This window comes from Gloeocapsa sp. DLM2.Bin57 (assembly GCA_007693955.1).
Classification (GTDB): Bacteria; Cyanobacteriota; Cyanobacteriia; order Cyanobacteriales; family Gloeocapsaceae; genus Gloeocapsa.
Genome location: RECR01000112.1, coordinates 11,939 through 35,717 on the forward strand (window position 1 = coordinate 11,939; position 23,779 = coordinate 35,717).

The following is a 23,779-nucleotide window of genomic DNA, read 5'->3' on the forward strand; positions in this document are numbered from 1 at the left end:
TTACTCTGAATTTTATTCTTACTCGATTATTGTATCTGAGTGAGAATCTTTATAAAAAATAAATTTTTGCCTAAATTGTAAATTTCGATACATTTTTTTGGAGGAAAAAAGCATCTAATTATTGAGAATTATAGCTATAAATAGTTAGTATGAATAAGTTTAAATTACCAGATACACTTGTAATTGCTTCTGCCATTTTATTAATAACAATTGTACTAACTTGGATAGTTCCTGGTGGGGAATTTGCTAAAGAAGTAGTAGATGGTCGGGAAGTGATAGTACCAGGTACGTTCCAAACTATAGAGCCGGCCCCCCAAAGTATTCTCACCTTTTTTACTGCCCCTTATCTGGGTTTTAAAGAAGCAGTAGGAGTAATAGCTTTTATTTTCTTCATTGGTGGTGCTTTTGGGATGATTAACGCCACTGGTGCAATTAACGCAGGATTATTAAAGTTAGTAGGTTTTACTTTGAGTAATCCACTATATAAATGGGTGGTTATTCCATTATTAATTCTCGCTTTTGCTTTAGCAGGTGGTACTTTTGGCATGAGTGAGGAAGTATTGGTATTTGTTCTGATTACTATACCTTTGGCTATCTCCTTGGGATACGATCGCCTAGTGGGTGTAGCTATTCCTTTAGTTGGTGCTGGTGCAGGTTTTGCCGGAGCATTTTTAAACCCTTTTACCGTGGGTGTAGCTCAAGGAATCGCGGGAATACCTTTATTTAGTGGTATGGCTTATCGTATCTTTGCTTGGGTGGTTTTTTCTTTGTTGACCATCGCCTACATCATGTTTTATATTTCTAGATTAGAAAAAGATAAAACCATTAGTCCGATTTATTCAGAAGACGATACCCTAGATATTGACACAACTCAACCTAGAGAACTACCTTTAACTAGCAACCGCATCATTATCCTGTTGTTATTTGCTCTGGCTATAGTAGTATTAGCTTGGGGAGTAACCCAAAGAGATTGGTATATCACCGAAATCTCAGGTTTATTTTTTGGTTTGGGGATCTTTTCAGCTTTAATTGGGGGATTATCTATGTCAACCATGGTTAAAGCTTTTAGCGATGGGGCTAAAGAAATGATGGGTGCTTGTTTAGTGGTGGCTTTCTGTAGAGGTATTTTGGTGATAGCCGAAGACGCTAATATTATTGATACCATCCTCAACTCTATGTCCAATGTACTTTCTGATATGCCTCCTGTGATCTCAGCACAAGCAATGTTTATCCTGCAATCCTTCTTGAATTTCTTTGTACCCTCTGGTTCAGGTCAAGCTGCTTTAACTATGCCCATTATGGCGCCTTTAGGAGACTTGTTGGGAGTTTCTCGTCAAACCGCGGTGTTAGCTTTCCAGTTTGGTGATGGTCTTAGTAATATGGTTCTTCCTACTAGTGGGGTAACCATGGGTGTACTTTCCATTGCACGGATTCCCTATGACGTTTGGCTACGTTGGATGATTCCTTTGATGATTATTTACTTTATCGCTGCAATGCTTTTATTAGCAGGTCCTACAGTTTTCTTTGAATGGAATTAAGCAAAAGTGTCCAGAAACGTTTATGATGTTTTAAGATTTTTGTTAACTTTTTTTACAGTAATCAACAAATGAAACAACGCGGTGTAACAGTTTGGTTTACAGGTCTCAGTGGCGCAGGCAAAACTACTATAACCACAGCAGTGGCTCAGTTTTTAAGAGAACAGGGATATCCTCTAGAGGTTCTCGATGGTGATATCGTCAGGGAAAATCTCACTAAAGGTTTAGGATTTAGTAAAGCAGATCGCGATGAGAATATACGCCGTATTGGATTTGTAGCTAATTTGTTAACTCGTCATGGTGTAATTGTCCTAGTTTCGGCTATCTCTCCCTATCGTGAGATTCGCGAAGAAGTACGCGGAAAAATAGGTGATTTCGTCGAAGTCTTTGTCAATGCACCTTTAGCTGTGTGTGAAGGAAGAGACGTTAAAGGTCTGTATAAACGTGCTAGAGCAGGAGAAATTAAATCTTTTACAGGAATCGATGACCCCTATGAACCTCCTGTTAATCCTGAAGTAGAATGTCGTACCGATTTAGAAGAACTTTCAGAAAGTATCAATAAAGTTTTAGCAAAATTACAAGAGTTAGGTTATATTGCTGAACATAGTCCCGTTTCTGTATAATTTTCAACAGTAACTAAGGTTCTGCCACAGAGGTAAATTATGCTATCAGAGTTAGGGTTATCCAATCCCTGGTTAATAGGAACAGCAATTAATACCCTGCTATTAGCGATCGCTTTGATTGCTCCAAAAAAATTACTAACTCTTGGTGGTTTAGCTAACGCTTGGTTACTAGGCGTAATTATCTGGGGTACTCTGGGTTTACCAGGTTACCTCGTGGTTATGTTCTATTTTTTAGTGGGATCTGCAGTCACTAAAGTTGGTCTAGCCCAAAAAGAAGCAGAGGGAATCGCTGAAAAGCGCTCAGGTGCAAGAGGTCCAGAAAATGTCTGGGGTTCGGCTTTAATTGCTGCTCTTTGTGCTTTAGCGATCATCTGGTTACCAGACTACCAACCCTTATTATTATTAGGTTATGTCGCTAGTTTTAGTACTAAATTATCTGATACTACTGCTAGTGAAATTGGTAAAGCCTATGGTAAAACCACCTTTTTAATTACTACCCTTAAACCCGTTCCTCGGGGAACTGAAGGAGCAGTTAGTCTAGAAGGTACTCTCGCAGGAATCCTAGGCTCAGTGGCGATCGCTCTAGTAGCTTGGGGAGTAGGTTTAATCAACCTTAGAGAAATTATTTATTGTGTTATCGCTGCATTTATAGCAACTACTATAGAAAGTTTAATCGGTGCTACCTTACAATCTAGATTAACTTGGCTAAGTAATGAATTAGTCAATGTGATTAATACTTTTTTAGGAGCGGCGATCGCTATTGGTTTAGGTTTAAGTTTTTAGATGTCTAACATAGTACAATTAAGAGCTGCTAAAATTCCTCTAGTTGGCAATATAGCTGTACATTATTGGCTCGTCATCTGGCAAAATCAAAGTGTAGAACGTTGGGAAGTATGGCAAAGAGCTAATTGTTGTCAATATAGTTGGGGTCATTTGCATAAAAATTTACTGCAATATTCCCAAGGAGTAGGAAATGGTGACAGTTGGCTAGAAGCCCAATGGTTAGATAGTGAAGCTGATTTATTAATAAATACTATCAAAAATAGTCCTGAAATTTATCCCTATAAGTATAAGTATAGATATTGGCCCGGTCCTAATAGTAATACTTACGTTCAATGGGTTTTAAATGAAGCTAAAACCAACCATTACTTAAGTTATTTAGGTCTTGGTAAAAATTATCAACCAGGTAAAATCTTTAATTTTTTGAGCACAAATTAGGCTCTCCTGACACAGGGGTGTAAACTGTACATTAAGTTACAAAAAAGATAAAGTGGGTTACGGCGCTCCCTGGAAAACTTTACTAGAATTCACAAATTATGACCCGCGCCTAACCCACCCTACGATATCTAAAATTTACTTATCACCACAGGTGCACCGAGAGGCTAAAAAGAGCTAAAATAACCTGAGTTCGGGAGCAAAAATCGGGACAAAAAAAGGAGAGATAAACTGAGGTTATTTAGGTTAAGGAAAAGTTAAGAAACCCAGGTTATTTTCAAGGGATTTATTAAGTCAGTTGACTTATGATTTTTTTACAGTAAAATAACAAAGACAAGATAATATATAGTCAAATTTTGTAAGGATTATCATATCAATGCTCAATCTAATAACAACAAAAACCTCACGTTATCGCGTCGTCAGTTGGTTATCTTTTTTAGCTATTACCATGGGATTAGCCGCTTGTGGGGGAGGAGAACAAACCACTGGAGGTGGTGGAGGTGGTCAACCCCCAGCTCAAACAGCCCAAAGTGATTTTCCCGCCATTGATCTTCCCTTTACTGGTAATGCTTCCGTAAATGGAGGGGGTGCAAGCTTCCCAGCACCTCTATATCAAGGTTGGTTTTCCAACTTAAGTAGAGAAGTCCCCCAATTGCGTTTTAACTATGCTTCTATCGGTAGTGGTGCGGGTATAGAACAATTTATCCAAGGTACATTAGACTTTGGCGCTAGTGATATTGGGATGACACAAGAACAAATTGATCAGGTCAGTAGAGGAGTAATCTTATTACCCATGACCGCAGGAAAGATTGTTCTAGCTTATAATCTACCAGGAATAGATAACTTAAATCTTACCAGAGAGGCTTATGTAGAGATTTTCCAGGGTAAGATTACCAGATGGAATGATCCTAAAATAGCTGCAGCTAATCCTGGTGTAGATTTACCAGACCGAGACATTATCGTAGTTCATAGGTCTGATGGTAGTGGTACAACAGCGGTATTTACCAATCACTTGAGTGAAGTTAGCTCCGACTGGGCAAATACTATCGGTGGGGGAACAGCGGTACAATGGCCAACAGGTGGTAATTTTGTGGGAGCCAGAGGAAATGAAGGGGTAACCGCAGCTGTATCCACAACCGCAGATTCAATCGGCTTTATTGAGTATAGTTTTGCGAAAAATAACAATCTAACCATGGCATCTTTAGAAAATAAAGCCGGTAATTTTATCCTTCCTACTCCTGAATCTGGTTCAGCTACCCTAGCTGCGGTAGAATTACCAGATAATTTACTAGCTTTTATCACCGATCCCGATGGGGAAGATTCCTATCCAATCGTTACCTACTCTTGGATGATGTTATTTAAAGAATACGATGATCCCAATAAACCGATCGCCCTAGAAGCGATGATTCAATACGGTTTAAACCAAGGTCAAGTACAAGCAGAACAATTAGGCTATATTCCTCTTCCTCCTGAAGTGAAAGCCAAAGTAGCAGAAGCAGCAGACCAACTCAGCCCTGATTTTACCATTGAGTTAGCGGATTAAGATTTCTCTCTGGTGAGTTCAATAGTAATTGAGCCACCAAAATCAGGAATAGGAGGAGCTAATTTACACAACTGTACACGTACTTTGCTAACTCCTGTGAGTTTGAGTATTTCTGTAGCAATAACCGAGGCTAATTTTTCTACTAAAGCAAATTTAGTCTGGGTTATTTGCTGTTTAACTAGATCAATAGCTTGACGATAATCGAGAGTGTCTTCTAGGCGATCGCTAGTTCCCGCGGGAGTTAAATCTAACCAGAGAGTCAAATGAACGCTAAACCATTGACCTAATACCTGTTCCTCAGGAAGAAACCCAGTATAACCGTAGGCGCGAATTTCGTTGATAATAATTTTATCCATGATTTATCTATGATTGAGGATACCAATGCGATCGTTTAATTGAGAGATTTTTTGGGCAATTTGTTGATCATTTTGTTGAAGTTGATTAATTTTTTCACAACTATAAAGAACTGTTGTATGATCTTTTCCCCCAAAAACTTGACCAATGCGAGGGAAACTCAAATCAGTATATTGACGCATAACATACATCCCTATTTGTCTAGCTAAACTAATCTCACGACGACGAGAACTGCTTTTTAACTCCTCTATGGAGATATTAAAGGTTTCTGAGAGAGCTTGTAAAATAATTTCTGGGGTAGTCATCAGAGGTTGTACCACTGGACACAAAATAGAAGCCACATTCTCTACATTCATCGGTAACCCCGAGATAGATAAATGAGTAATCGCGCGAATAAACGCCCCTTCGAGTTCTCTAATATTAGAAGTGTATTGAGTAGCGATATATTCTACTATCTCTCTAGAGAGTTTAATTTTTTCATATTGTGCTTTTTTTTGCAAAATCGCTATACGAGTTTCTAAATCTGGTACTTGTATATCGGCGATTAAACCCATGGAAAAACGAGAGATTAAACGCGCTTGTAAAGTAGGAATTTGATGAGGAGGGCGATCGCTAGCTAAGACGATTTGTTTACCCGCTTCGTGGAGAGTATTAAAAGTATGAAAAAACTCTTCTTGAGTATATTCTTTCCCTTCAATAAACTGAATATCATCGATTAACAAAATATCCGCACTGCGATAATGTTCTCGAAAATTCGCCATTTGATCATTACGAATAGCAGCGATTAAATCATTAGTAAACTGTTCTGTAGAAACATAAAAAACCTTAGCAGAGGTACTAATTTCTAGATGATAATGTCCAATCGCTTGCATCAGGTGAGTTTTCCCCAAACCAACCCCACCACAGAGAAACAAAGGGTTAAAATCTCGTCCGGGAGATTCCGCTACAGCTAGAGAAGCAGCGTGAGCCATACGATTAGTTGGACCAACTACAAAGCGATAAAAAGTATATTTAGGGTTTAACTTCGTTGGTAAAGTTTGATGTAAACCTTGTTTTTCACTCAAACCCACATAACTACTGAGATTATCCCCATCATTGGTAATTAACTGAACCTCTACCGACTCAGAAGCGATCGCTTCTACCGTTGACCGAATAATATTGAGATAATTTTTTTGCACATGATTAAGAATAAAACGATTAGGTATGCGCAAAACCAAGATATTATCTTGCCAATATTCAGGGGTAGCAGTTTCAATCCAAGTTTCATAAGTAGGACTATTTAACTGCTGACGGAGACTTTCTAAAACCTGAGTCCAGAGCTGTGTAATTGTTAACTCACTCAAAATAATACAATCCCTCTTAACTAGCGCAGCGAAATCCAGCTAATATTTGTCGCACTCCCATATTATACCAATTACGAAAACTAGCGCGCAACGCCCAACTACGGGTAGCCCAACTTCCCCCGCGCAATACCTTATGTTGTCCATCAAAATAAGCTTGAGAATAACCGTGATAGGGATAACTAACAAAACCTGGGTAACCTGAAAAATCAGAACAAGTCCATTCCCAAACATTACCGAGAAGATCCTCACAACCCGTAGGAGACTTACCCAAAGGATAAGCATTAACAGGGGTAGTCTGTCTCAAATTCAGATGATAATTACAGTAATTAGCATTAGGTAAGTGATCACCCCAAGGATAAAGATACTGTTGTTGTGCTTGATGATTCCATCTAGCCGCTTTTTCCCATTCTATCTCAGTAGGGAGACGCTTACCGACGAAACGAGCATAAGCTTCAGCTTCATAATAACTAACACCATAAACGGGAGTATAACTATTAATACAGGTTTCATCCCAGTAAAGAGGTTGAGTGATAGAGTGAGACTGTTTCCATAGCCATCCTGGTTTACTCCACCAGTGAGGATGATCATAGCCCCCTGAGAGCATAAATTGATCATATTCTGCACAAGTAACAGGATATTGAGCCAAATAATAACTATCTACATAGACTAAATTGATAGGACGTTCGTTATCTTGAGAGTAAATCTCCTCACTACCTAGGAGAAACTCTCCCGCGGGAATCTCCACCATTGTCGGGATAGGTGGGGGTAAGTGGAATTGAGTTTTAGCTGTGCGCACCCCCAACAGATGTAGAATGATCTCGATAGTTTCACCGTGTTGACTTTCGTGTTGAAGCAACCAACGCCATAAACGCTCTTGTTGTACAAAAGGTGCTTTTTCAAGATAGACTAGTACTTTATCTCTGACGATATGGAGATAATCGCGGATAAATTGGGGTGAGGGTAGGTTTTGACGTTCAGCTTTGGGTAAGCCATCAGCCGCGAATAAACGTTTATATTCAGTAAAAATAGGCTCATTACCAGCTAAACGTTCTAAAATCCAATAAGCTTCCGTAAAGGCGATATGTCCTAAATGCCAACCGATTGGGCTAAAATCGGGGTGAGCTTGTTGTGAAAATTGTTCTAATTCTAGTTGCTCAAAGATATTCAGAGTCAACTGACGACAAAGGTATAAATCTTGCTCAATCTCTGTTTTAACAGATTGATTGTAACTGAACTTCAAGGGTTTCTCCTACGGTAATAATTGTATTTTCAGGACAACTCAACCATTTTCCCTCAAATAATGGTTCAGAGGCTATAATCACTCCATCAGGATAGTTTAAGTCATCTTTAACCCAATAGAGACTAGGTGCAAGAGAACGGTTAGAATAGCGAGAAGCTACCATTTGTTGACCATCACTAATCAGAATATTGGCTGAGAAATAAACTTGATGAGTACGAGCTAATTGTGTTAAATAAGTTAGGGATTGACTTAAAACTTCTGTCAAGTTAAGGTGGGGTGATTGTCGCCATTGTTCGATAATCAGTGCAAAAATATGCTCAGAATCGGTTGTTCCGTGGATTAATTGATAGATATCATCACTGAGACTATTACGCAGAGGACGATAGAGGCTACTACGGAAGTTATTAATAAAACCGTTATGAATAAATAGTATTTGTTGGTGAGTAAAGGGTTGACAGTTGCTTAAATCTACCGCCAATGGGGGGGTAGCACTACGTACATAACCCAAAAAACATTGAGAATCTACATAACGACTCAGATGAGGAAGATTAATATCAGTCCAAATCGGTAGAGTGTTTTTATATATATAGGGTGAATCTTGTTTATGGGGATGATACCAACCTAAACCAAACCCATCAGCGTTTAGTAAACCCGCGGTCATTTCTTTGGGTTGGTAACTTTGAACGATGAGAGAATGTTTAGGTTGATAGAGAAGCTGATGTAGTTGTGTTTTGTTACCAATGTAACCTAATAAACGACACATGGGCAATGATTAGATAATAATTATTATACATACTAGCAAAGGTACTTTATACTAAGTTGTGTTCTCTGAGCAAAATAGGGAAAAAGTAATACAAGGAGAATCTAGTAAAGTAGTAACTGCCACAACTATTAGGACGGAAAAACCTTTACTCACTTTGAGGATAGCATTATGTCAAATGAAGAACTACAAAAACTGGTAGAGTCTAACTCTAAATCGATTCAAGCTTTAACCGACGCGATCACTGCTGACAGAGAAGAACTCAAACAATTTAAAAGACAGTGGAGACAAGACCGCCGTCCAGTATTTGAATGGATGAGTCGCCTTGCAGCTGCCGAGGCAGATTTTTATGAAGCTCAAGCAGAACACTACAATATACTCGAAAAAATCGAAGAGAAGCAAGCACAGATGCCGAGTCAAATTTTAGATATTTTAGCTCAATTGGCTAGAAAGGACGAGCAATAATATCGAATGGACTAAAAGAAAGCTAAAAATGTAAGAAAAGGGTGCAGGGTGTAGGGTGTAGGGAGTAGGGAGACTTCGGAGAGGGGGAGACTTCGGAGAAGGGGAGATGGGGAGAGGGGGAATGTGCGAAAAAATAATTAATTCGCGCATTCGCGCATTTGGCATAACACCTAATACCGTTCTACCGTTCTACCTAACCCCTAACTCCGAAGTCTTTAAGGAGTATTAACTGAATTTAATAAATTGGCTACGACGGTTTTAGCTTTACGTCCTGGCGCGGGTATGAGACGATGAGAAAGGACATGAGGGGCTAATTCTTTGACGTCGTCGTCGATCGCATAGTCACGATTATCTAAAAAGGCGATCGCCATAGCTGCTTTTTGTAGAACTACTGTTCCCCGAGGACTTACACCGAGAACGATATCTTCATGTTGACGAGAAGCTCTAACTAGACGCACTATATACTCTTGTAGGGGTTGTTCTACTCTAACTTGATTAACTTGGTTACGTAAATCTATTACTTCTTCTAGACTAATACAGGGTTGCAGTTTTTCTACTTCTAGGCGATTTTTTTGTTGTTGAAGCATTTGTAACTCTTCACTGGCACTAGGATACCCTAAACTTAAAGATAAAGCAAAACGATCCATCTGAGCTTCAGGTAAAGGGAAAGTTCCCTGATACTCAATCGGGTTTTGGGTAGCAATCACAAAAAAAGGTAAAGGTACTACTCTAGCTTCACCATCTACCGTTACCTGTTTCTCCTCCATTACCTCTAACAAGGCTGATTGAGTTCTTGGTGTGGCGCGATTAATTTCATCTGCTAATAATACATTAGCAAAGACAGGACCTGAGAGAAACTCAAATTCTCTCGTACTCGGATTCCAGATGTTTGTTCCTGTTATATCTGTGGGGAGTAAATCGGGGGTACATTGAATCCGTTGGAATTTACCGTTTATGGATTTAGCTAATGATTTAGCGAGTAAGGTTTTACCCACCCCGGGAACGTCTTCTAACAGCGCGTGACCACCGCTAAGTAAGGCTACTAGAACTAAACGAATGGCGTCATCTTTACCAACTATAGTTTTACTAAGATTTTCTGTAAGTCGTTTGAGAGAGTTAGTCATAGGAGATGGTTAATTCGCGGGCTATTTGAATATCTGTACTAATTTGGTTAATTAAGGCTTCTAGAGAGTCAAATTTGCGCTCAGGGCGGAGAAATTTGACTAGGTTAAGGGATATATCTTGATTATATAAATCACCCGAGAAGTCCAGAATATGGGTTTCTACGGTCAGTTGTTGACCATTAACAGTGGGACGATAACCAACATTGGTTAAACCCCAATATATCCTTTCTGGTTGTTCTAGTAAGCTTACTCGCACTAAATATACTCCATATTTGGGTAAAAATTTAATGCTCGGTATTTCTAGGTTAGCAGTAGGAAAACCTAATTTTTGTCCTAATTGTTGCCCTTTAATTACTTTACCTCTAATTTGATATTCTCGCCCCAACATGGCGTTGGCTGTTTCTATCTTCCCTGTTGTTAAAGCTTGACGTATTTGGGAGCTACTTATTCTCGTTGCTTTTAAGTTTTGTAAATGGGTAATATTCACCTCTACTCCGTAATTATGGGCGATCGCTTTGAGGGTTTGTGCATTTCCTGTTCTTTGATAACCAAAGCGAAAGTCTTCCCCGACGCTGATTAAACGTGCTCCTATTTTGTCTATCAGTAATTTTTCGACAAATTCTTGAGGACTCAATGAGGCTAATTCGCGGTCAAATGGTAGTAAGATTAGTTGTTCTATCCCCAATTCTTCTAAATAGCTCACTTTTTCTGCTAGAGGAGTTAACAACTTCTTCTGTTGACCTGTAAAGTATTCTTGGGGATGGGGTGTAAAACTAACTACTGTTTTGTATAAGGATTGCTTTTCCCAATTGCTAGGATTACTACCTTTCTGACACCCAATCACTTCTGTTGCTTTGAGCACTGGCTGCAAAACTTCTTTGTGACCTTTATGTATTCCGTCAAAGTTCCCAAGAGCGATCGCGTTTGGTTGCAGAATTTGATTATGTAATGATGTTACCCACACATTGATTATTTACTGTAAAATTGATTTTTGATAACATATAATTTATTGACTTATTTATATTCTTAACATAAATTGACAATCTGTTGTAACTTTTAATAAAAAGAATGTTCCTAAGCTTGTTAAGCTAAAATTAATGGTGAACAAGCTTGTTGCAAAAATATAGATATGGTAAACACCCTTAACAAACCTGAATTTGACGAATTGCGTCCTGGAGTCAAGACTCCCGCTAAAGAAACTATCCTCACCCCTAGATTTTACACCACAGATTTTGACGCTATGGCAGAAATGGATATTTCTGTTAATGAAGATGAGTTAAGAGCGATTCTCGAAGAGTTTCGCACCGACTATAATCGTCATCATTTCGTGCGCAACGAGCTATTTGACCAATCTTGGGAACATATCGACGGAGAAAAACGCCGTTTATTTGTAGAATTTTTAGAGCGCTCTTGTACCGCTGAATTCTCTGGTTTCCTACTCTACAAAGAATTAGGACGTCGTCTCAAGGATAAAAACCCCCTCTTAGCTGAATGCTTTACCCTTATGTCTCGCGATGAAGCACGTCACGCGGGATTTTTAAATAAAGCGATGTCAGATTTTAATCTATCTCTTGATTTAGGTTTTTTAACCAAAAGCCGTAAATATACCTTCTTTAAACCCAAATTTATCTTTTACGCTACCTATCTCTCTGAAAAAATCGGCTATTGGCGCTATATCACTATCTATCGTCATTTACAAGCTCATCCCGAAGATCAAATCTATCCTATCTTCAGTTTCTTTGAAAACTGGTGTCAAGATGAAAACAGACACGGTGACTTTTTCGATGCTTTGATGAAAGCACAACCAGATATTCTCAACGACTGGAAAGCTAGATTATGGTGTCGCTTCTTCCTCCTCTCTGTTTTCGCTACTATGTATCTCAACGATATCCAACGCTCTGATTTTTACAAAGCGATCGGTTTAGACGCTCGTAGCTATGATAAAGAGGTGATCGAGAAAACTAACGAAACCGCAGGGAGAGTTTTCCCCATTACTCTAGACGTGGATAACCCCGAATTCTATAACCGTTTAGAAACTTGCGTTAATAATAACGAGAAATTAAGAGAGATTGATGCTAGCAACAATCCTGGAGTGATTAAAGTCTTACGCAAATTACCTATCTTTGTTTCTAATGGTTGGCAATTTGTGCGCTTATATCTAATGAGTCCTATTCCTGTAGAGCATTTACAGGGAAGCGTGCGTTAGGTTTGCTCTTGAATTCTTATTCTGGGTTGAGTTTTTTACTTAACCCTTTCTTATTGGCTGTATGTAGTTGCCTGACTTGGGTACGTCAACCAGTTTGGGCTGATGAATTGGCTTTACCCCCTGACATAAAAGAAAACAGCCCTGTATTACAGCGCTGGTTAGAAAAAACACCTGATGTGTTTAAAGATATTCAAAATCGACCGCGTTTCTCTAGTCGTTTCCGCTTAGGTTATACTCAATTACCTTCTAATACTAGGGGTTGGTTAATAGGTGTCGAAGATGTAGGTATAAATCGCGGTAAGTTAACTTTTAGTGCGGATTATCAAGATTCAGTTTCAGGAGATTATACAGCATTAGGAGCACAAGTACAATATTATTTATTACCCCTAGGGAAAAACGTCAATATAGCTCCTGTTTTGGGTTATCGTTATCTCCAAATTGAAGATTATAGTACTAATGGGGCTAATCTTGGTGCTAGACTAGTATTAGTACTCTCTTCTCAAGGATCTGCTGATCTGTTTGTGACGCAGAATTTCGTTATCTCAGGGAGTGGAGAGCAGGTGGGGATAACTACTGTTTCCTTGGGTTATGCTCTTACTCCTCAAGTACGAATTTCTACAGATATAGAACAGGTTAACTCAGTCGCTCTTAAAGATACTCGTTGGGGTATAATTATTGAAGTACTAAGGTTTTAGCTAAATTTAGGTATTATACTTTGAGTTTTTTTTACCTCATATTCATCAAAAACAGTCAGTTCACCAGGTTTACAGCGTTTTACTGTTACCTTAATACCTGTTGCTCCCTCATTCTTGAGATCTTCTAAATAACCCTCACTCGCATCCTCAGCTATCTTGGCTTGTAGAAAAGGACCAAAATAATAAGTACATTTAGGATTATCGGTGATAATTTCCACCCAAAAAGCCAACCCGAGAAAATTTAAAAGTTCAATCAACAACTCTTTCATTATGAAATCCTCTAAATAAGTATTTTTTTAAAGGCTATTGTAACCAGGTTTTATAGATTTTTGCTTAATCTAGTTATAGCCTCTAGTTCTCTGTTTGAAAAGTATTCTCTAACACAGATTCTAAATAAACTTTATCCATTGCTCTTTGACGATTGACTTCATAGAGAGCGATCGCCGTAGCTACTGAAGCGTTAAGACTAGGGGTTTTACCCAACAGAGGGATAGATACCAAGACATCGCAGTAACGTTGGGTTAACAAACTTAATCCTTTTCCTTCTGAGCCAATAACTAAACCAATCGGACCTTTACTATCAATAGCTTCTAGAGGTTGACCCTGATCAGCTACTGTCCCATAAATCCAGAATCCTGCTTCTTTAAGTTGTTCGAGAGCACGAGAAAGATTGACTACACGAGCTACGGATAAATGTTCTAATGCTCCTGCTGCAGCTTTAACCACTGCTGAGGTAATCCCCGCGGCTCTGCGTTGGGGTATAATCACTCCTTGTGCTCCTAACGCTTCTGTAGAGCGAATAATTGCTCCGAGATTTTGGGGATCATTAATCCCGTCGAGGATAACAATTACGGGTGCTTCTTTTTGGCTTTTAGCCTTAGTAATTAAGTCTTCTAATTCTGTATAGACATAAGGAGAAACTTGAGCAGCTATCCCTTGATGATTACCATTATTGGTAATTTGGGATAGACGCAGCATTTCTACTTCATCGATAATCGTCCCACGGGATTTAGCCGCGGTGAGAAGGGAATAGAAGCGGGGATCATAGTGTAACTTTTCAGTAACCCAAATGCGATTAATTTGGCGATCGCTATTTAATAAAGACAGTACAGAATGTTTACCATAGACAAGATCCAAGTCTTCTGGTGGGTTAGGGGTTGTTTCCTGTACTGGTGTTTGGGGTTTAGGAAAATTCTTTCTAGGTTTTAGTTTAAGATTTTTAGTATATTCACTCATTTTGTTGCAGATTAAACAATTCAAATACCTGACGACAGAAGTTTTTAAGTCTGGTAGCTATTTCTGGAACGGGTAGAGCAGATCCTTCTAACTCCCAGTCAGCCACAGTTGACAGTCGCCAAGCTTGTCCTTGGTGGTTAAACCCGATAATTTCTATACCAATTAATTTAAGTTCCTGTTCTATTATATCACGATAAAAACGGATTTGGACTAAAAGGCTACGGCTTTGCAGACGAGGACTCCAACCTGGAAAATGAAAGCCAATGTCAATGGAATCGGGATCAACTGTTTTACGGGTATCATAGTCATCTTTCCAGGGTTTGAGATCAGCTTTAGCATCGGGAAAATGAGTTTTAAATAAATTTACTGTGGTGGCTATTTTACTAGTCATATCTAAACTTTTAGCTTGTTCTGAAGCATTCATAATCTGATTACCTCTAGGAATGGACTTATTTAAAATTATTTATAGCGATTTTCTAGGTTTGTGCAACCAAAATTTTTTGATAAACTAAATTTAAGCTAATTGGGAGTGAAGAACGAGAGTGTCATACAGCACAGTAGAGGAAAAGAGTGAGCACAGTTGGTTACCACAGTGGCGACCTTTTTTAAAAGGTGTAGCCAAAACCGCGGGTATAACTTTATTAGGTACAACAACCCTAGTCAGCGCAGTGATGGCTGGGGGAGTATTAGGTTTAGCGATCAGTTTTCGCAATTTACCAGACGTAAGGATGTTAAAAACTTATGTACCGAAACAAACTAGTTATATTTATGATATCAAAGGAAGACTTTTAAGTACTTTTCATGGTGAAGAAAATCGTAAACTAGTTACCCTAGATCAGGTTTCACCCCATCTTAAATTGGCGGTAGTAGCGATCGAAGATAGTCACTTTTATGAGCATGAGGGGATTAATCCTAACAGTGTTGTCAGAGCATTACGAGCAAATTGGCAAAAAGGTGTAGTAGCAGAAGGAGCATCCACCATTACTATGCAGTTGGTGAAAAACCTGTTTCTGTCTCGGGAGAGAACCTTTAATCGTAAACTTCCTGAAGCGGTTTTAGCTGTTCGATTAGAGCAAGTTTTTAGTAAAGATGAGATTTTAGAATTTTATTTAAATAATATTTATTGGGGTCATAATAGTTACGGTGTGCAAACCGCAGCTGAGAGTTATTTTGGAAAATCAGCTGCTGAGTTAACCTTAGCTGAAGCCGCGATGATGGCGGGTTTAATCCAAGCACCTGAACAATATAGCCCTTTTATTGACTACGCAGCAACCAAAAGACGGCAAGCAGTAGTATTAAGGAGAATGCGCGAATTAGGCTGGATTTCTCCTGAACAAGAGCAAGAGGCTTTAGCAGAGCCATTATTAGTAGCTAGACCAACGGCTTGGTCTCAAAGTACACTACCTTATGTAACCGATGCTGTCCAAAAAGAATTAGAGAACTATTTTACTCCCGCAGAAATCGAACAAGGGGGATTATACATTCAAACGACTATTGATTATGATTTACAACGTATGGCTGAAGTGTTAATACGTGAAGAAATCAAAAGTTTACAAGCAAGAGGAGTCAACGCGGATCAAGTAGCTTTAGTAGCGGTAGATCCTCGTACTCACTTTGTCAAAGTTTTAGTAGGTGGAGTTGACCATAGGAAGAGTCAGTTTAATCGTGCTACCCAATCTAATCGTCAACCTGGATCATCTTTTAAACCTTTTGTTTATTATGCAGCTTTAGCTACTGGTCAATTTAAACCTGAGACGATTGTCGAGGATAAAGAAGTAGTCTATCAAGACATCCAAGGTCCTTATGAGCCCAAAAACTATGATGATGAGTTCCTCGGTGATATTTCTTTTGAGAGATCCTTGGTCATTTCTCGTAATATTCCTGCGGTTAATTTAGGTCAAATTAGGTGGGGAGAAGAGAACGAAATTTTATTAACAAAAGTGATTGAGGTTTGTGAGAGTTTGGGTATAGAGAGTGAATTAATCCCCATTATTTCTCTCCCCTTGGGTTCGATGGGTATTACTCCCTTAGAAATGGCGGGAGCTTATGCTACTTTTGCTAGTAATGGTTGGCATTCTGATACTACCTTAATTTTACGAGTTACTAATAGACAGGGAGAATTATTAGTAGATAATACACCAGAACCAGAATTAGTACTCAATCCTTGGGCGACTGCTACTTTAAATCAAATGTTGCAAAAAGTAATTACAGAAGGTACGGGAATGTCTGCTAATATAGGACGTCCAGCCGCGGGTAAAACCGGGACAACTAGTTCAGAAAGGGACGTTTGGTTTGTGGGTTATGTACCACAATTAGCTGTAGCAGTTTGGGTGGGGAATGACCAATTTGAACCTCTTGGGAAGGATGTAACAGGAGGTCAACACGCAGCACCGATCTGGAGGAAGTTTATGCTTAATGCTTTGCAAAATGAACCGATCGAAAATTTCCGTGATCCTCAAGATTTTCCTGTTCCCGAAGATTAAGGTTTTTCGATTTGTGCTTTCATGGTTTCTAGGGTTTGCTGCATTTGTTTGAACATCTGATCGGGAGTAATTCCGAATTGGTTTAATTGAGTTTTCATTTGTTCTACGGTCATTTGCGCCATAAAATCCTCAGAAAGCTCAAAACGTTTCATAAAGATTTGATAACGTTCCATCAGGGTTTCCATTTTGTCGATAAAAATTTTTTTACCCTCGCGATCAAATTTACCGTACTCAGCGCCTAACTGCATGAGGTTTTGATAATCTTGAAACAATTCTTTGGCTTCTTGTTGGACAATTTCCGAATCAAAAAATCCCATAGTATTTTACTTAAGTTAAACTAGATATCATTATATTTTTATTTTAGGGCAAAGCCAAAAAGCAAAACAATACGGAAAACCCTATTATGTTTTTAGAACCTAAACGTCGTGAAATCGCTATAATTTTAGCTTTAGTTGGGGTGATTTCCCCAATTCCTCTAGCAGGATTACATAAGTTTTATTTGGGACAACCAGTGTGGGGTTTGGTGTATTTCTTGTTATGGTCAACACCAATTCCTAGGATTGCTGCTACTATTGACGCGGTGTGGTATTTTGTCCAAAATACAGCTCAGTTTGATTACTGTTTTAATCAGAATACTATTGCTGCTAGTTCGGTTACTCTACTTCCTGATCATTCTAATCCAGTGCAGGATATCCCGACAACGATTAGAGAATTAGATAAGTTACGGGAAGAGGGATTAATTTCCGAGGGAGAATTTGAACAAAAACGTCGGAAGTTATTAGAATTGCTCTGATGAAGAAAATCGACGTTAATCGCGCCACAGTAGATGATTGGCTCAAATTACCAGGTATTTCTATCCGCCAAGCCCAATATCTCGTAGAATTAGTGGGTATGGGGGTACAGATGTTGTCTCTAGAAGATTTAGCAGCAGCTTTGTCTATGTCGGTGACACAGGTAAAAGCCTGGGAATCTGCCTTATGTTTTTATTATTATGATTTAGAGGGTATCCCGGTGCAAGTTAATCCTAATTTAGCTTCTCAAGAGCAATTAGGCAAAATTCCGGGAATTAGTGAGTATTTAGCGATTAAAATCGTGGAAAATCGCCAAGAAAAGGGTAAATATCGTAATTTAGTTGATTTTGCTCAACGTTTGGGTTTGGAGAAAGAGGCGATCGCTGATTTGATGCACTATCTCAAATTCCGCTGATGTAGAATAAATTCAGCAATGGCTAAATCAACAGGGGTAGTAACCTTTAAATTGGTTTCCTCTCCCATGACAATTTTAACTGGTATAGAGCATTTTTCTAGTAAAGCAGCATCGTCAGTGACTTCCCATCCCTGTTGACGTCCATAATTGTGACATTGTTTGAGAATATCTACCTTAAATCCTTGGGGAGTTTGGGCGGCCCATAGTTGACGGCGATCTGGTGTATCAATAATATAGTTGCGATCGTCAACAATTTTAATGGTATCTTTGACGGGAATCGCAGCGATTAAACCATCACAGGTAGTTAAAGCTTGTGCACAATCATTGAATAGTTGAGGAGTAGCTAAACAACGCGCACCATCATGGATTAAAACTCGTGTAGCTATGTCAGGAAGGGCTTGTAAACCATTATTAACAGATTCTTGGCGAGTTTCTCCCCCAATAATTAATTCTACTGGTTTAGTAAGGTTTAACCTTTGGATAATCTGCTTAAACTCAGTCAAGTCATAGGGTTGACCAATTACCCCAATCCAAGTAATCTCTGTTGCAGCTTCAGCCGCTAAAAGAGTCCAAGCCAGTAAGGGTTTATCTTGTAGGGTGAGTAACAATTTATTGCGATCGCTGCCCATACGACGTCCTGATCCTGCAGCAGGAATTAGTAAATACATAATCTTCATTAAGATAATTGTCCATCTAGGTCTATCTTCTAATAGAATTGACGTGATAGTTATGGTCTATTTTAAAAAATCCGATGAGAATACTAGCACTTGTACCTGGTGGAATTGGTGATCAGATTCTATTTTTACCAACTCTTAGAGATCTTAAAGAACAATATCCTCAAGCTGTCATTGACGTTATCGTTGAACCTAGGGCTAAAAGCGCTTATCGCGTTTGCAATATAGTTAACGAAGTTTTGACCTTTGATTATAAAGATCGTAACAGTATGGCTGATTATCTGAATTTACTAGGGATAATCCGCGATCGCGAATATGAATTAGCTCTAGCTTTAGGACAACGTTGGACTGTTGGGTTATTATTATGGTTAAATGGTATTCCTAATCGCGTTGGTTATCAAGGAGGTAATTCTTGGTTTATTTCCAATCCTGTTCCCTTGAAAACAGAACAATACGCAGCCTATATGTACCATGATTTACTCCAGGGAGTAGGGATAAATAAACCCTGTCCTCCCTTGAGTATAGATATTCTCCCTGAAGATCTCGATTGGGGAACAACTGAAAAACAACGTTTAGATCTCCAAAGGGATAATTATATCTTGATTCACGGTGGTTGTAGTCAATTAGCCCAACTCAAAGGTATAGATAAAATTTATCCTGTCACTAAATGGCAAATTGTCGTACAAGATATTCAAAGACAAAAACCCGAATTACCTATTGTTATAGTCAAAGGTCCAGAAGATGAAGTCTGGGTAGAACAAATGCTGAAAAATTCCAGTAACTTAAAAGTTACCTCACCCCCAGATATCGGTAAACTAGCAGCGATGATTAAAAATGCTCGTTTAATGTTATGTACTGATAGTGCACCAATGCACCTAGCTATTGCTTTAAAAACCCCGACTATCGCTTTATTTGGACCAACAGAAGCTAATAAACTCATTCCCCCGGATAGTGATAGAGTGATACCTATACAATCTCCTACTAAGAAAATTTCTGATATCGTTCCTGAAAGTATTCTAGACAAAATCAGCAATGTCTAAACCGGGCGTCTTTTTTGATCGAGATGGGGTTCTCAACGTGGAAAAAGGATATCTTTACTCTTGTGAAGATTTAATCCTGATTCCAGGGGCAGCCCAAGGAGTACGCACACTGAATGAACAACAGATATTTTGTTGTTTAATTTCTAATCAATCAGGACCTGCGCGCAACTACTACCCCATCAGTCACGTTGAAGCCTTACATCAACGTCTTGCTGAGTTACTTTGGCAAGAAGCCCAAGCAAAATTAGACGCTTATTACTATTGTCCTTATTTAAGTCCCAACAACGGAGGTATTCACCCCGAATACGCGCGCTGGAGTAGCTGGCGCAAACCTAATACAGGAATGCTGCTAGCTGCTGCTTGGGATTATGATTTAGATTTAACTAAAAGTTTTGTCCTCGGGGATAAAGCTACAGATATAGATTTAGCTCATAATGCTGGTGCTAAGGGTATTCTAGTACAAACTGGTTATGGTACTCAAGTTATTAAACAACAGTATCAACACCAAACCTACCCCGATTATGTTGCCGTTGATGTTGCTGACGGGGTTAATTGGGTAATTAGACAAATAAATAATTAAATCTTATTACTTTAATAATCTTAATGAATAATGAATCTCAACGCATTATCAATGCTCAGGAACTTTATAATTTACTAAGGCAACAAAATATTATCGGTAGCAATGGAGAAATAATATTTAACTTGCTTAATCTGACTATTAAAATTAATCAAAAAAGTGCTATTGGTGATTTATTTCAGGAATGGTTAGCAGAATGAGGATTGGCTAGCAATTGTCACCAATAATTACTTGGAACATACAGGAGAAATGTGATAAGGTCAAGGATTAATTAACCTGAATTCTTGCCTAAGCATACATTTAGTTATTTCTTTAATAATTGTTACAACAACTGTATTTCCTAATAAATCAAATGCTTTCTTAGTAGGTAAATCGATTTGATAGTTATCGGGAAAGCCAAAGAGATTTAATCCTTCTCTAATGGTTAATTTTCTTAAACCTTGACCATCAACAACAACAATTTTATCCAGATCAGTTGCTACTAAAGTTGGGGCAAGATCATTAGAATCAAGAATTTTATTGATTTCAAAACTAAGTTTACCGACAACTATATTATATCCTTTGGGTAAATCAGTCCGATATTCTCTTTCTTTGGTAATTGTACCATTAATGTTAGTAACTGTTATAAGATCTTTAGGATATTCGTATCTGAGATAACCTTTAGTAACTAAATCATCTAGAATTTCTTTGAGGTTATTACTTGTAAAAAAACTAGAAATTTCTTCTAAAGTTAATGGCATTCCATCCATCCAGTGAATACCTTTTTTGTGTGCCCAAATTTTTTTACGTCTTTCTTTCAGAAGTTGATTGAGTAATAATTTTTGTGTGGTACTAATTTTTCCTTTCAATTCTAAATCCCAACTATGAATATTATTTTGACCTCCTCTTTTATCTTTAATAGCTTTTCCCTGTAATTCCTTAATTGTATAATAGCTTAACAGGCGTTGAGTAAAAGGCGTTTCTAAGCAAGGATGTCCAACCTCTAGAATGTCAGAGAGTTTAACAGGTGGATATGTAGAAAAATCTAAAGATATAGGATAATTTTTAGTTCCAATAATATAAATTCTTTTTCTATCTTGAGGAATACCAAAATCTTTAGCATTAATAACTTTCCAAGTAACCTGATAACCAAGACATTCTAAATGAGTTAAAATTGTTTTTAAAGTTTTACCTTGATTGTGTTTAACTAAACCTTCTACATTTTCTAAAATAAAGCCTAGAGGAGATTTAGCTTGTCAAATTCTTTCTATCTCAAAAAATAATGTTCCCCTAGTATCTAAAAATCCTTTTCTTGTTCCTGCGCTACTAAAAGGTTGACAAGGAAATTCGGCTAAAAGAATATCAAAATCAGGCAGATTATTACTAGCAATTTTGGTAATATCTCCCCAATTTTTTTCACCGGTAAAATTTTGTTGATATACTTGTATAGCTGACTGTTTAATTTCTGAAGTAAAAACACATTGTGAATCGAGTTTCAATTCCTGACAAGCTTGTTCTAGCCCTATTCTCATACCTCCTAATCCCGCGAATAAATCAATAAATTTAATGGTTGTTTTACTCATAATCTTATTGAATCAAGGTTGAGAGTGAACGTATTTTTTCTAATGCTTGCAATTTTTGTGAAACTGACTGAAAAAGAGAATATAAAGAGGTCATCTCTTCAATTTGCGTCTGAGGATCTAGTTTTTGCCATTTAGCTAAACAATAATTACGTTGTTTGATTAAGCTAACTTGTTCAACTGAAGCGATCGCCGCTTGAATAAGTACAGGTAGTCTCGATTCTTCCTCCCAGAGGGTTTTTTCGTCCATATTAAAGAGTTTTTTTATTTCTGTTGGGATTTCCTGTTGTTGAAGATAGTATTCTTGTAAAATAGCGAGTAAATGTTCTGGTGGTGTAGCGTTTTCTTCTAACTCAACTATCTTAAACCATAATTGACGGTGAGGATTGAGGGTAAAGAGTAATTCTCGATTAGCTAAATTTTCACTAATCAATAAACGATAATCCTGATGATGGAGATAAATACGCAATAAAATAGATTCTGCTTCACAAAGAATAGTTTGTTCAGGAGTAGAGGGGAGTTCTACTGTTTGTCCTACTTGGGGTTTTTTGAGTTGAACTTGTAATTTTTCAGCGTAGAGACGAACTAGTTGAGGGTTTCCCTGACTTAGTAATTCAGCGCAATAACCTAAATAATGGGCTTGTAAGTCAAAATTGGTGAGTTTAGCGAGAATTTTGACGATTTTGCTAGCAACTTGTTGAAATTGGTCTCCTTGTGCGAGATCGCAGCCTTTGAGAACTTGTTCTAACTGCCAATCCAACCACAAAGGGGCGTTAGCTACTGCTTGAGAGTAGTTATCAGCAGCTTGAGAGTCTTGTTGGAGATATTCTGCTGCGTCTTTACCTTCTGGTAGATGTAAGACTCTGAGTTGGATTTGTCCTGCGTAAACTAGAGGGGCGACGTTTTCGATAATTCTTTCTGTAGCTTGAGTACCTGCTTGATCCGTATCAAAGTTGAGAATAACTCGTTTAGAGGGGGTATAGCGTAAAACTTTTTTCAGGTGAGATTGAGTTAATGCTGTTCCTAGAGAAGCGACAACGTTATTGATTTTAGCTTGATGGAGGGCGATCGCGTCAAAATAACCCTCAACGATGATTACTTGGTCTTGATCGCTGATATAGCGGTAAGCTTGGTCTAAAGCAAACAGAGTCTGACTTTTATTAAATAAGGGAGTCTCAGGAGAGTTGAGATATTTAGGTTCATCGTTAGTGAGAGTACGACTTCCAAAAGCGATGACTCTACCTTGTACATCTCGAATAGGAATAATCAAACGGTTACGAAAGCGATCGTAATAACTGCTTTGTTGGGATTCCCGTTGTTGGATTAACCCCGCTGCGAGGACTAATCCCACGGGATAGCGTTTAACATCTACAAGATAACGATAGAGAGTCTCCCAAGCATCAGGTGCGTAACCTAATTGAAACTTTTGTATAGTAGTATGTTCTAACCCTCTTTCTTTGCTTAAATAATTTAAAGCTATTTTTCCCTCTGACTCAAACAAAGTATGTTGATAAAAATTAGCTGCTACTGCGACTATTTCTCTGAGTTGTTCTTTCAGGGAGAGTTGACGTTCTAATTGTTGTCTTTGCTCAGGTTGAAGGGTTTTAACGGGAAGGTGATAACGTTGGGCTAATTCTAGGACTATATCACTAAAACTGCTTTTGTTTATTTCCATCAGGAAGTTGAAGACGTTACCACCTGCACCACAACCGAAACAATGGTAGAATTGCTTCTCGGGATTGACACTAAAACTCGGGGTTTTTTCGGAATGAAAGGGACATAACCCCAGATAGTTTTTACCGCGTTTTTTTAAAACTACGTAATCAGAAACAACATCGACAAGATCGACTTTTTCTTTAACCGCGGTGATAGTCTCTGGGTGAAGACGGGGAATCTCCATG

General features: G+C 38.3%; 25 protein-coding genes and 1 pseudogene. 13 read left to right on the forward strand and 13 right to left on the reverse strand.

Annotated features, from left to right (window positions below):
- Positions 1-149: 149 nt before the first annotated feature.
- From yfcC to pstS, 5 genes are all read left to right on the forward strand, one after another.
- Complete coding sequence (gene yfcC, locus EA365_14445) at positions 150-1,538, forward strand: putative basic amino acid antiporter YfcC (GenBank protein ID TVQ42589.1); 1,389 nt, start codon at positions 150-152, stop codon at positions 1,536-1,538.
- 68 nt (positions 1,539-1,606) lie between these two features.
- Positions 1,607-2,158, forward strand: coding sequence for an adenylyl-sulfate kinase (gene cysC, locus EA365_14450; GenBank protein TVQ42590.1), 552 nt, complete (start codon positions 1,607-1,609; stop codon positions 2,156-2,158).
- Between the two features lie 39 nt (positions 2,159-2,197).
- On the forward strand, positions 2,198-2,941 hold the full coding sequence (locus tag EA365_14455) for a TIGR00297 family protein (GenBank protein TVQ42591.1): 744 nt from the start codon (positions 2,198-2,200) through the stop codon (positions 2,939-2,941).
- Positions 2,942-3,376: a DUF3750 domain-containing protein gene (locus tag EA365_14460; protein ID TVQ42592.1), complete on the forward strand. Its 435-nt coding sequence runs from the start codon at positions 2,942-2,944 to the stop codon at positions 3,374-3,376.
- Positions 3,377-3,749: 373 nt separating this feature from the next.
- Positions 3,750-4,916: a phosphate ABC transporter substrate-binding protein PstS gene (gene pstS, locus EA365_14465; protein TVQ42593.1), complete on the forward strand. Its 1,167-nt coding sequence runs from the start codon at positions 3,750-3,752 to the stop codon at positions 4,914-4,916.
- Here pstS and folB read toward each other — a convergent pair.
- From folB to egtC, 4 genes are read right to left on the reverse strand one after another with little or no spacing between them, the layout of a single operon-like run.
- Complete coding sequence (folB, locus tag EA365_14470) at positions 4,913-5,272, reverse strand: dihydroneopterin aldolase (GenBank protein TVQ42594.1); 360 nt, start codon at positions 5,270-5,272, stop codon at positions 4,913-4,915. The two genes, pstS and folB, sit on opposite strands and share 4 nt — an antisense overlap.
- Before the next feature lie 3 nt (positions 5,273-5,275).
- Positions 5,276-6,613: a chromosomal replication initiator protein DnaA gene (gene dnaA / locus EA365_14475; protein ID TVQ42595.1), complete on the reverse strand. Its 1,338-nt coding sequence runs from the start codon at positions 6,611-6,613 to the stop codon at positions 5,276-5,278.
- A gap of 16 nt (positions 6,614-6,629) precedes the next feature.
- A complete protein-coding gene (egtB, locus tag EA365_14480) occupies positions 6,630-7,853 on the reverse strand; it encodes an ergothioneine biosynthesis protein EgtB (protein ID TVQ42596.1) in 1,224 nt (407 codons plus the stop codon).
- The gene (gene egtC / locus EA365_14485; protein ID TVQ42597.1) at positions 7,825-8,616 is read right to left on the reverse strand and encodes an ergothioneine biosynthesis protein EgtC; all 792 of its coding nucleotides are present in this window, start codon (positions 8,614-8,616) and stop codon (positions 7,825-7,827) included. Before egtC ends, egtB begins: the two co-directional genes overlap by 29 nt.
- A gap of 168 nt (positions 8,617-8,784) precedes the next feature.
- On the opposite strand from egtC, the gene EA365_14490 reads away from it, so the two are divergent.
- Positions 8,785-9,078: a hypothetical protein gene (locus tag EA365_14490; GenBank protein ID TVQ42598.1), complete on the forward strand. Its 294-nt coding sequence runs from the start codon at positions 8,785-8,787 to the stop codon at positions 9,076-9,078.
- A gap of 215 nt (positions 9,079-9,293) precedes the next feature.
- On the opposite strand, the gene EA365_14495 is transcribed toward EA365_14490, so the two are convergent.
- Both EA365_14495 and EA365_14500 read right to left on the reverse strand, forming a co-directional pair.
- Positions 9,294-10,202, reverse strand: a complete 909-nt coding sequence (locus EA365_14495) for a MoxR family ATPase (GenBank protein ID TVQ42599.1) — start codon at positions 10,200-10,202, stop codon at positions 9,294-9,296.
- Positions 10,195-11,166, reverse strand: a complete 972-nt coding sequence (locus EA365_14500; protein TVQ42600.1) for a bifunctional riboflavin kinase/FAD synthetase — start codon at positions 11,164-11,166, stop codon at positions 10,195-10,197. Before EA365_14500 ends, EA365_14495 begins: the two co-directional genes overlap by 8 nt.
- A gap of 165 nt (positions 11,167-11,331) precedes the next feature.
- On the opposite strand from EA365_14500, the gene acsF reads away from it, so the two are divergent.
- Positions 11,332-12,408: a magnesium-protoporphyrin IX monomethyl ester (oxidative) cyclase gene (gene acsF, locus EA365_14505; protein TVQ42601.1), complete on the forward strand. Its 1,077-nt coding sequence runs from the start codon at positions 11,332-11,334 to the stop codon at positions 12,406-12,408.
- An 8-nt stretch (positions 12,409-12,416) separates the two neighbouring features.
- Positions 12,417-13,103: a hypothetical protein gene (locus EA365_14510; protein ID TVQ42672.1), complete on the forward strand. Its 687-nt coding sequence runs from the start codon at positions 12,417-12,419 to the stop codon at positions 13,101-13,103.
- Here EA365_14510 and EA365_14515 read toward each other — a convergent pair.
- The 3 genes from EA365_14515 to EA365_14525 form a co-directional block, all read right to left on the reverse strand.
- Positions 13,100-13,372 (reverse strand): DUF1816 domain-containing protein, encoded by a 273-nt coding sequence (locus tag EA365_14515; protein TVQ42602.1) that lies wholly within the window; start codon positions 13,370-13,372, stop codon positions 13,100-13,102. The genes EA365_14510 and EA365_14515 overlap by 4 nt on opposite strands.
- 82 nt (positions 13,373-13,454) lie before the next feature.
- Positions 13,455-14,339 (reverse strand): 23S rRNA (guanosine(2251)-2'-O)-methyltransferase RlmB, encoded by an 885-nt coding sequence (gene rlmB, locus EA365_14520; protein TVQ42603.1) that lies wholly within the window; start codon positions 14,337-14,339, stop codon positions 13,455-13,457.
- Positions 14,332-14,763 carry a hypothetical protein gene (locus tag EA365_14525; GenBank protein ID TVQ42604.1) on the reverse strand — a complete coding sequence of 144 codons (432 nt, stop codon included), beginning with the start codon at positions 14,761-14,763 and terminating at the stop codon, positions 14,332-14,334. Before EA365_14525 ends, rlmB begins: the two co-directional genes overlap by 8 nt.
- 118 nt (positions 14,764-14,881) lie before the next feature.
- On the opposite strand from EA365_14525, the gene EA365_14530 reads away from it, so the two are divergent.
- Entirely contained in the window at positions 14,882-16,822 is a 1,941-nt protein-coding gene (locus EA365_14530) for a PBP1A family penicillin-binding protein (protein TVQ42605.1), read from the forward strand.
- Here the strand turns inward: EA365_14530 and EA365_14535 are convergent.
- Positions 16,819-17,139, reverse strand: a complete 321-nt coding sequence (locus EA365_14535; GenBank protein ID TVQ42606.1) for a DUF1825 family protein — start codon at positions 17,137-17,139, stop codon at positions 16,819-16,821. The genes EA365_14530 and EA365_14535 overlap by 4 nt on opposite strands.
- A gap of 86 nt (positions 17,140-17,225) precedes the next feature.
- Here EA365_14535 and EA365_14540 point away from each other — a divergent pair, with 86 nt between their 5' ends.
- Both EA365_14540 and EA365_14545 read left to right on the forward strand, forming a co-directional pair.
- Complete coding sequence (locus EA365_14540) at positions 17,226-17,615, forward strand: hypothetical protein (GenBank protein TVQ42607.1); 390 nt, start codon at positions 17,226-17,228, stop codon at positions 17,613-17,615.
- Complete coding sequence (locus tag EA365_14545; protein ID TVQ42608.1) at positions 17,615-18,028, forward strand: ComEA family DNA-binding protein; 414 nt, start codon at positions 17,615-17,617, stop codon at positions 18,026-18,028. The genes EA365_14540 and EA365_14545 overlap by 1 nt, the downstream gene beginning before the upstream one ends.
- Here the strand turns inward: EA365_14545 and EA365_14550 are convergent.
- The gene (locus EA365_14550; protein ID TVQ42609.1) at positions 18,010-18,696 is read right to left on the reverse strand and encodes a 2-C-methyl-D-erythritol 4-phosphate cytidylyltransferase; all 687 of its coding nucleotides are present in this window, start codon (positions 18,694-18,696) and stop codon (positions 18,010-18,012) included. The genes EA365_14545 and EA365_14550 overlap by 19 nt on opposite strands.
- 83 nt (positions 18,697-18,779) lie before the next feature.
- Here EA365_14550 and EA365_14555 point away from each other — a divergent pair, with 83 nt between their 5' ends.
- Positions 18,780-19,742, forward strand: a complete 963-nt coding sequence (locus tag EA365_14555; GenBank protein TVQ42610.1) for a lipopolysaccharide heptosyltransferase family protein — start codon at positions 18,780-18,782, stop codon at positions 19,740-19,742.
- A complete protein-coding gene (locus EA365_14560; protein ID TVQ42611.1) occupies positions 19,735-20,322 on the forward strand; it encodes an HAD family hydrolase in 588 nt (195 codons plus the stop codon). Before EA365_14555 ends, EA365_14560 begins: the two co-directional genes overlap by 8 nt.
- Before the next feature lie 257 nt (positions 20,323-20,579).
- Here the strand turns inward: EA365_14560 and dcm are convergent.
- Together dcm and EA365_14570 are read right to left on the reverse strand one after the other, a co-directional pair.
- Positions 20,580-21,881: pseudogene (dcm, locus tag EA365_14565) on the reverse strand (DNA (cytosine-5-)-methyltransferase).
- Positions 21,882-21,885: 4 nt separating this feature from the next.
- Entirely contained in the window at positions 21,886-23,778 is a 1,893-nt protein-coding gene (locus EA365_14570) for a DNA primase (protein TVQ42612.1), read from the reverse strand.
- Position 23,779 lies beyond the last annotated feature (1 nt).

Excerpts from the sequence above, each read along its gene's own strand:
- EA365_14455 (TVQ42591.1), top strand. The coding sequence starts at position 2,198 with ATGCTATCAGAGTTAGGGTTATCCAATCCCTGGTTAATAGGAACAGCA.
- EA365_14490 (TVQ42598.1), top strand. The coding sequence starts at position 8,785 with ATGTCAAATGAAGAACTACAAAAACTGGTAGAGTCTAACTCTAAATCG.
- folB (TVQ42594.1), bottom strand. The coding sequence starts at position 5,272 with ATGGATAAAATTATTATCAACGAAATTCGCGCCTACGGTTATACTGGG.
- EA365_14550 (TVQ42609.1), bottom strand. The coding sequence starts at position 18,696 with ATGTATTTACTAATTCCTGCTGCAGGATCAGGACGTCGTATGGGCAGC.
- EA365_14460 (TVQ42592.1), top strand. The coding sequence starts at position 2,942 with ATGTCTAACATAGTACAATTAAGAGCTGCTAAAATTCCTCTAGTTGGC.
- acsF (TVQ42601.1), top strand. The coding sequence starts at position 11,332 with ATGGTAAACACCCTTAACAAACCTGAATTTGACGAATTGCGTCCTGGA.
- EA365_14525 (TVQ42604.1), bottom strand. The coding sequence starts at position 14,763 with ATGAATGCTTCAGAACAAGCTAAAAGTTTAGATATGACTAGTAAAATA.
- egtC (TVQ42597.1), bottom strand. The coding sequence starts at position 8,616 with ATGTGTCGTTTATTAGGTTACATTGGTAACAAAACACAACTACATCAG.
- cysC (TVQ42590.1), top strand. The coding sequence starts at position 1,607 with ATGAAACAACGCGGTGTAACAGTTTGGTTTACAGGTCTCAGTGGCGCA.
- EA365_14545 (TVQ42608.1), top strand. The coding sequence starts at position 17,615 with ATGAAGAAAATCGACGTTAATCGCGCCACAGTAGATGATTGGCTCAAA.
- yfcC (TVQ42589.1), top strand. The coding sequence starts at position 150 with ATGAATAAGTTTAAATTACCAGATACACTTGTAATTGCTTCTGCCATT.
- EA365_14560 (TVQ42611.1), top strand. The coding sequence starts at position 19,735 with ATGTCTAAACCGGGCGTCTTTTTTGATCGAGATGGGGTTCTCAACGTG.
- EA365_14535 (TVQ42606.1), bottom strand. The coding sequence starts at position 17,139 with ATGGGATTTTTTGATTCGGAAATTGTCCAACAAGAAGCCAAAGAATTG.
- rlmB (TVQ42603.1), bottom strand. The coding sequence starts at position 14,339 with ATGAGTGAATATACTAAAAATCTTAAACTAAAACCTAGAAAGAATTTT.
- EA365_14495 (TVQ42599.1), bottom strand. The coding sequence starts at position 10,202 with ATGACTAACTCTCTCAAACGACTTACAGAAAATCTTAGTAAAACTATA.
- EA365_14515 (TVQ42602.1), bottom strand. The coding sequence starts at position 13,372 with ATGAAAGAGTTGTTGATTGAACTTTTAAATTTTCTCGGGTTGGCTTTT.
- pstS (TVQ42593.1), top strand. The coding sequence starts at position 3,750 with ATGCTCAATCTAATAACAACAAAAACCTCACGTTATCGCGTCGTCAGT.
- EA365_14540 (TVQ42607.1), top strand. The coding sequence starts at position 17,226 with ATGTTTTTAGAACCTAAACGTCGTGAAATCGCTATAATTTTAGCTTTA.
- EA365_14570 (TVQ42612.1), bottom strand. The coding sequence starts at position 23,778 with ATGGAGATTCCCCGTCTTCACCCAGAGACTATCACCGCGGTTAAAGAA.
- EA365_14555 (TVQ42610.1), top strand. The coding sequence starts at position 18,780 with ATGAGAATACTAGCACTTGTACCTGGTGGAATTGGTGATCAGATTCTA.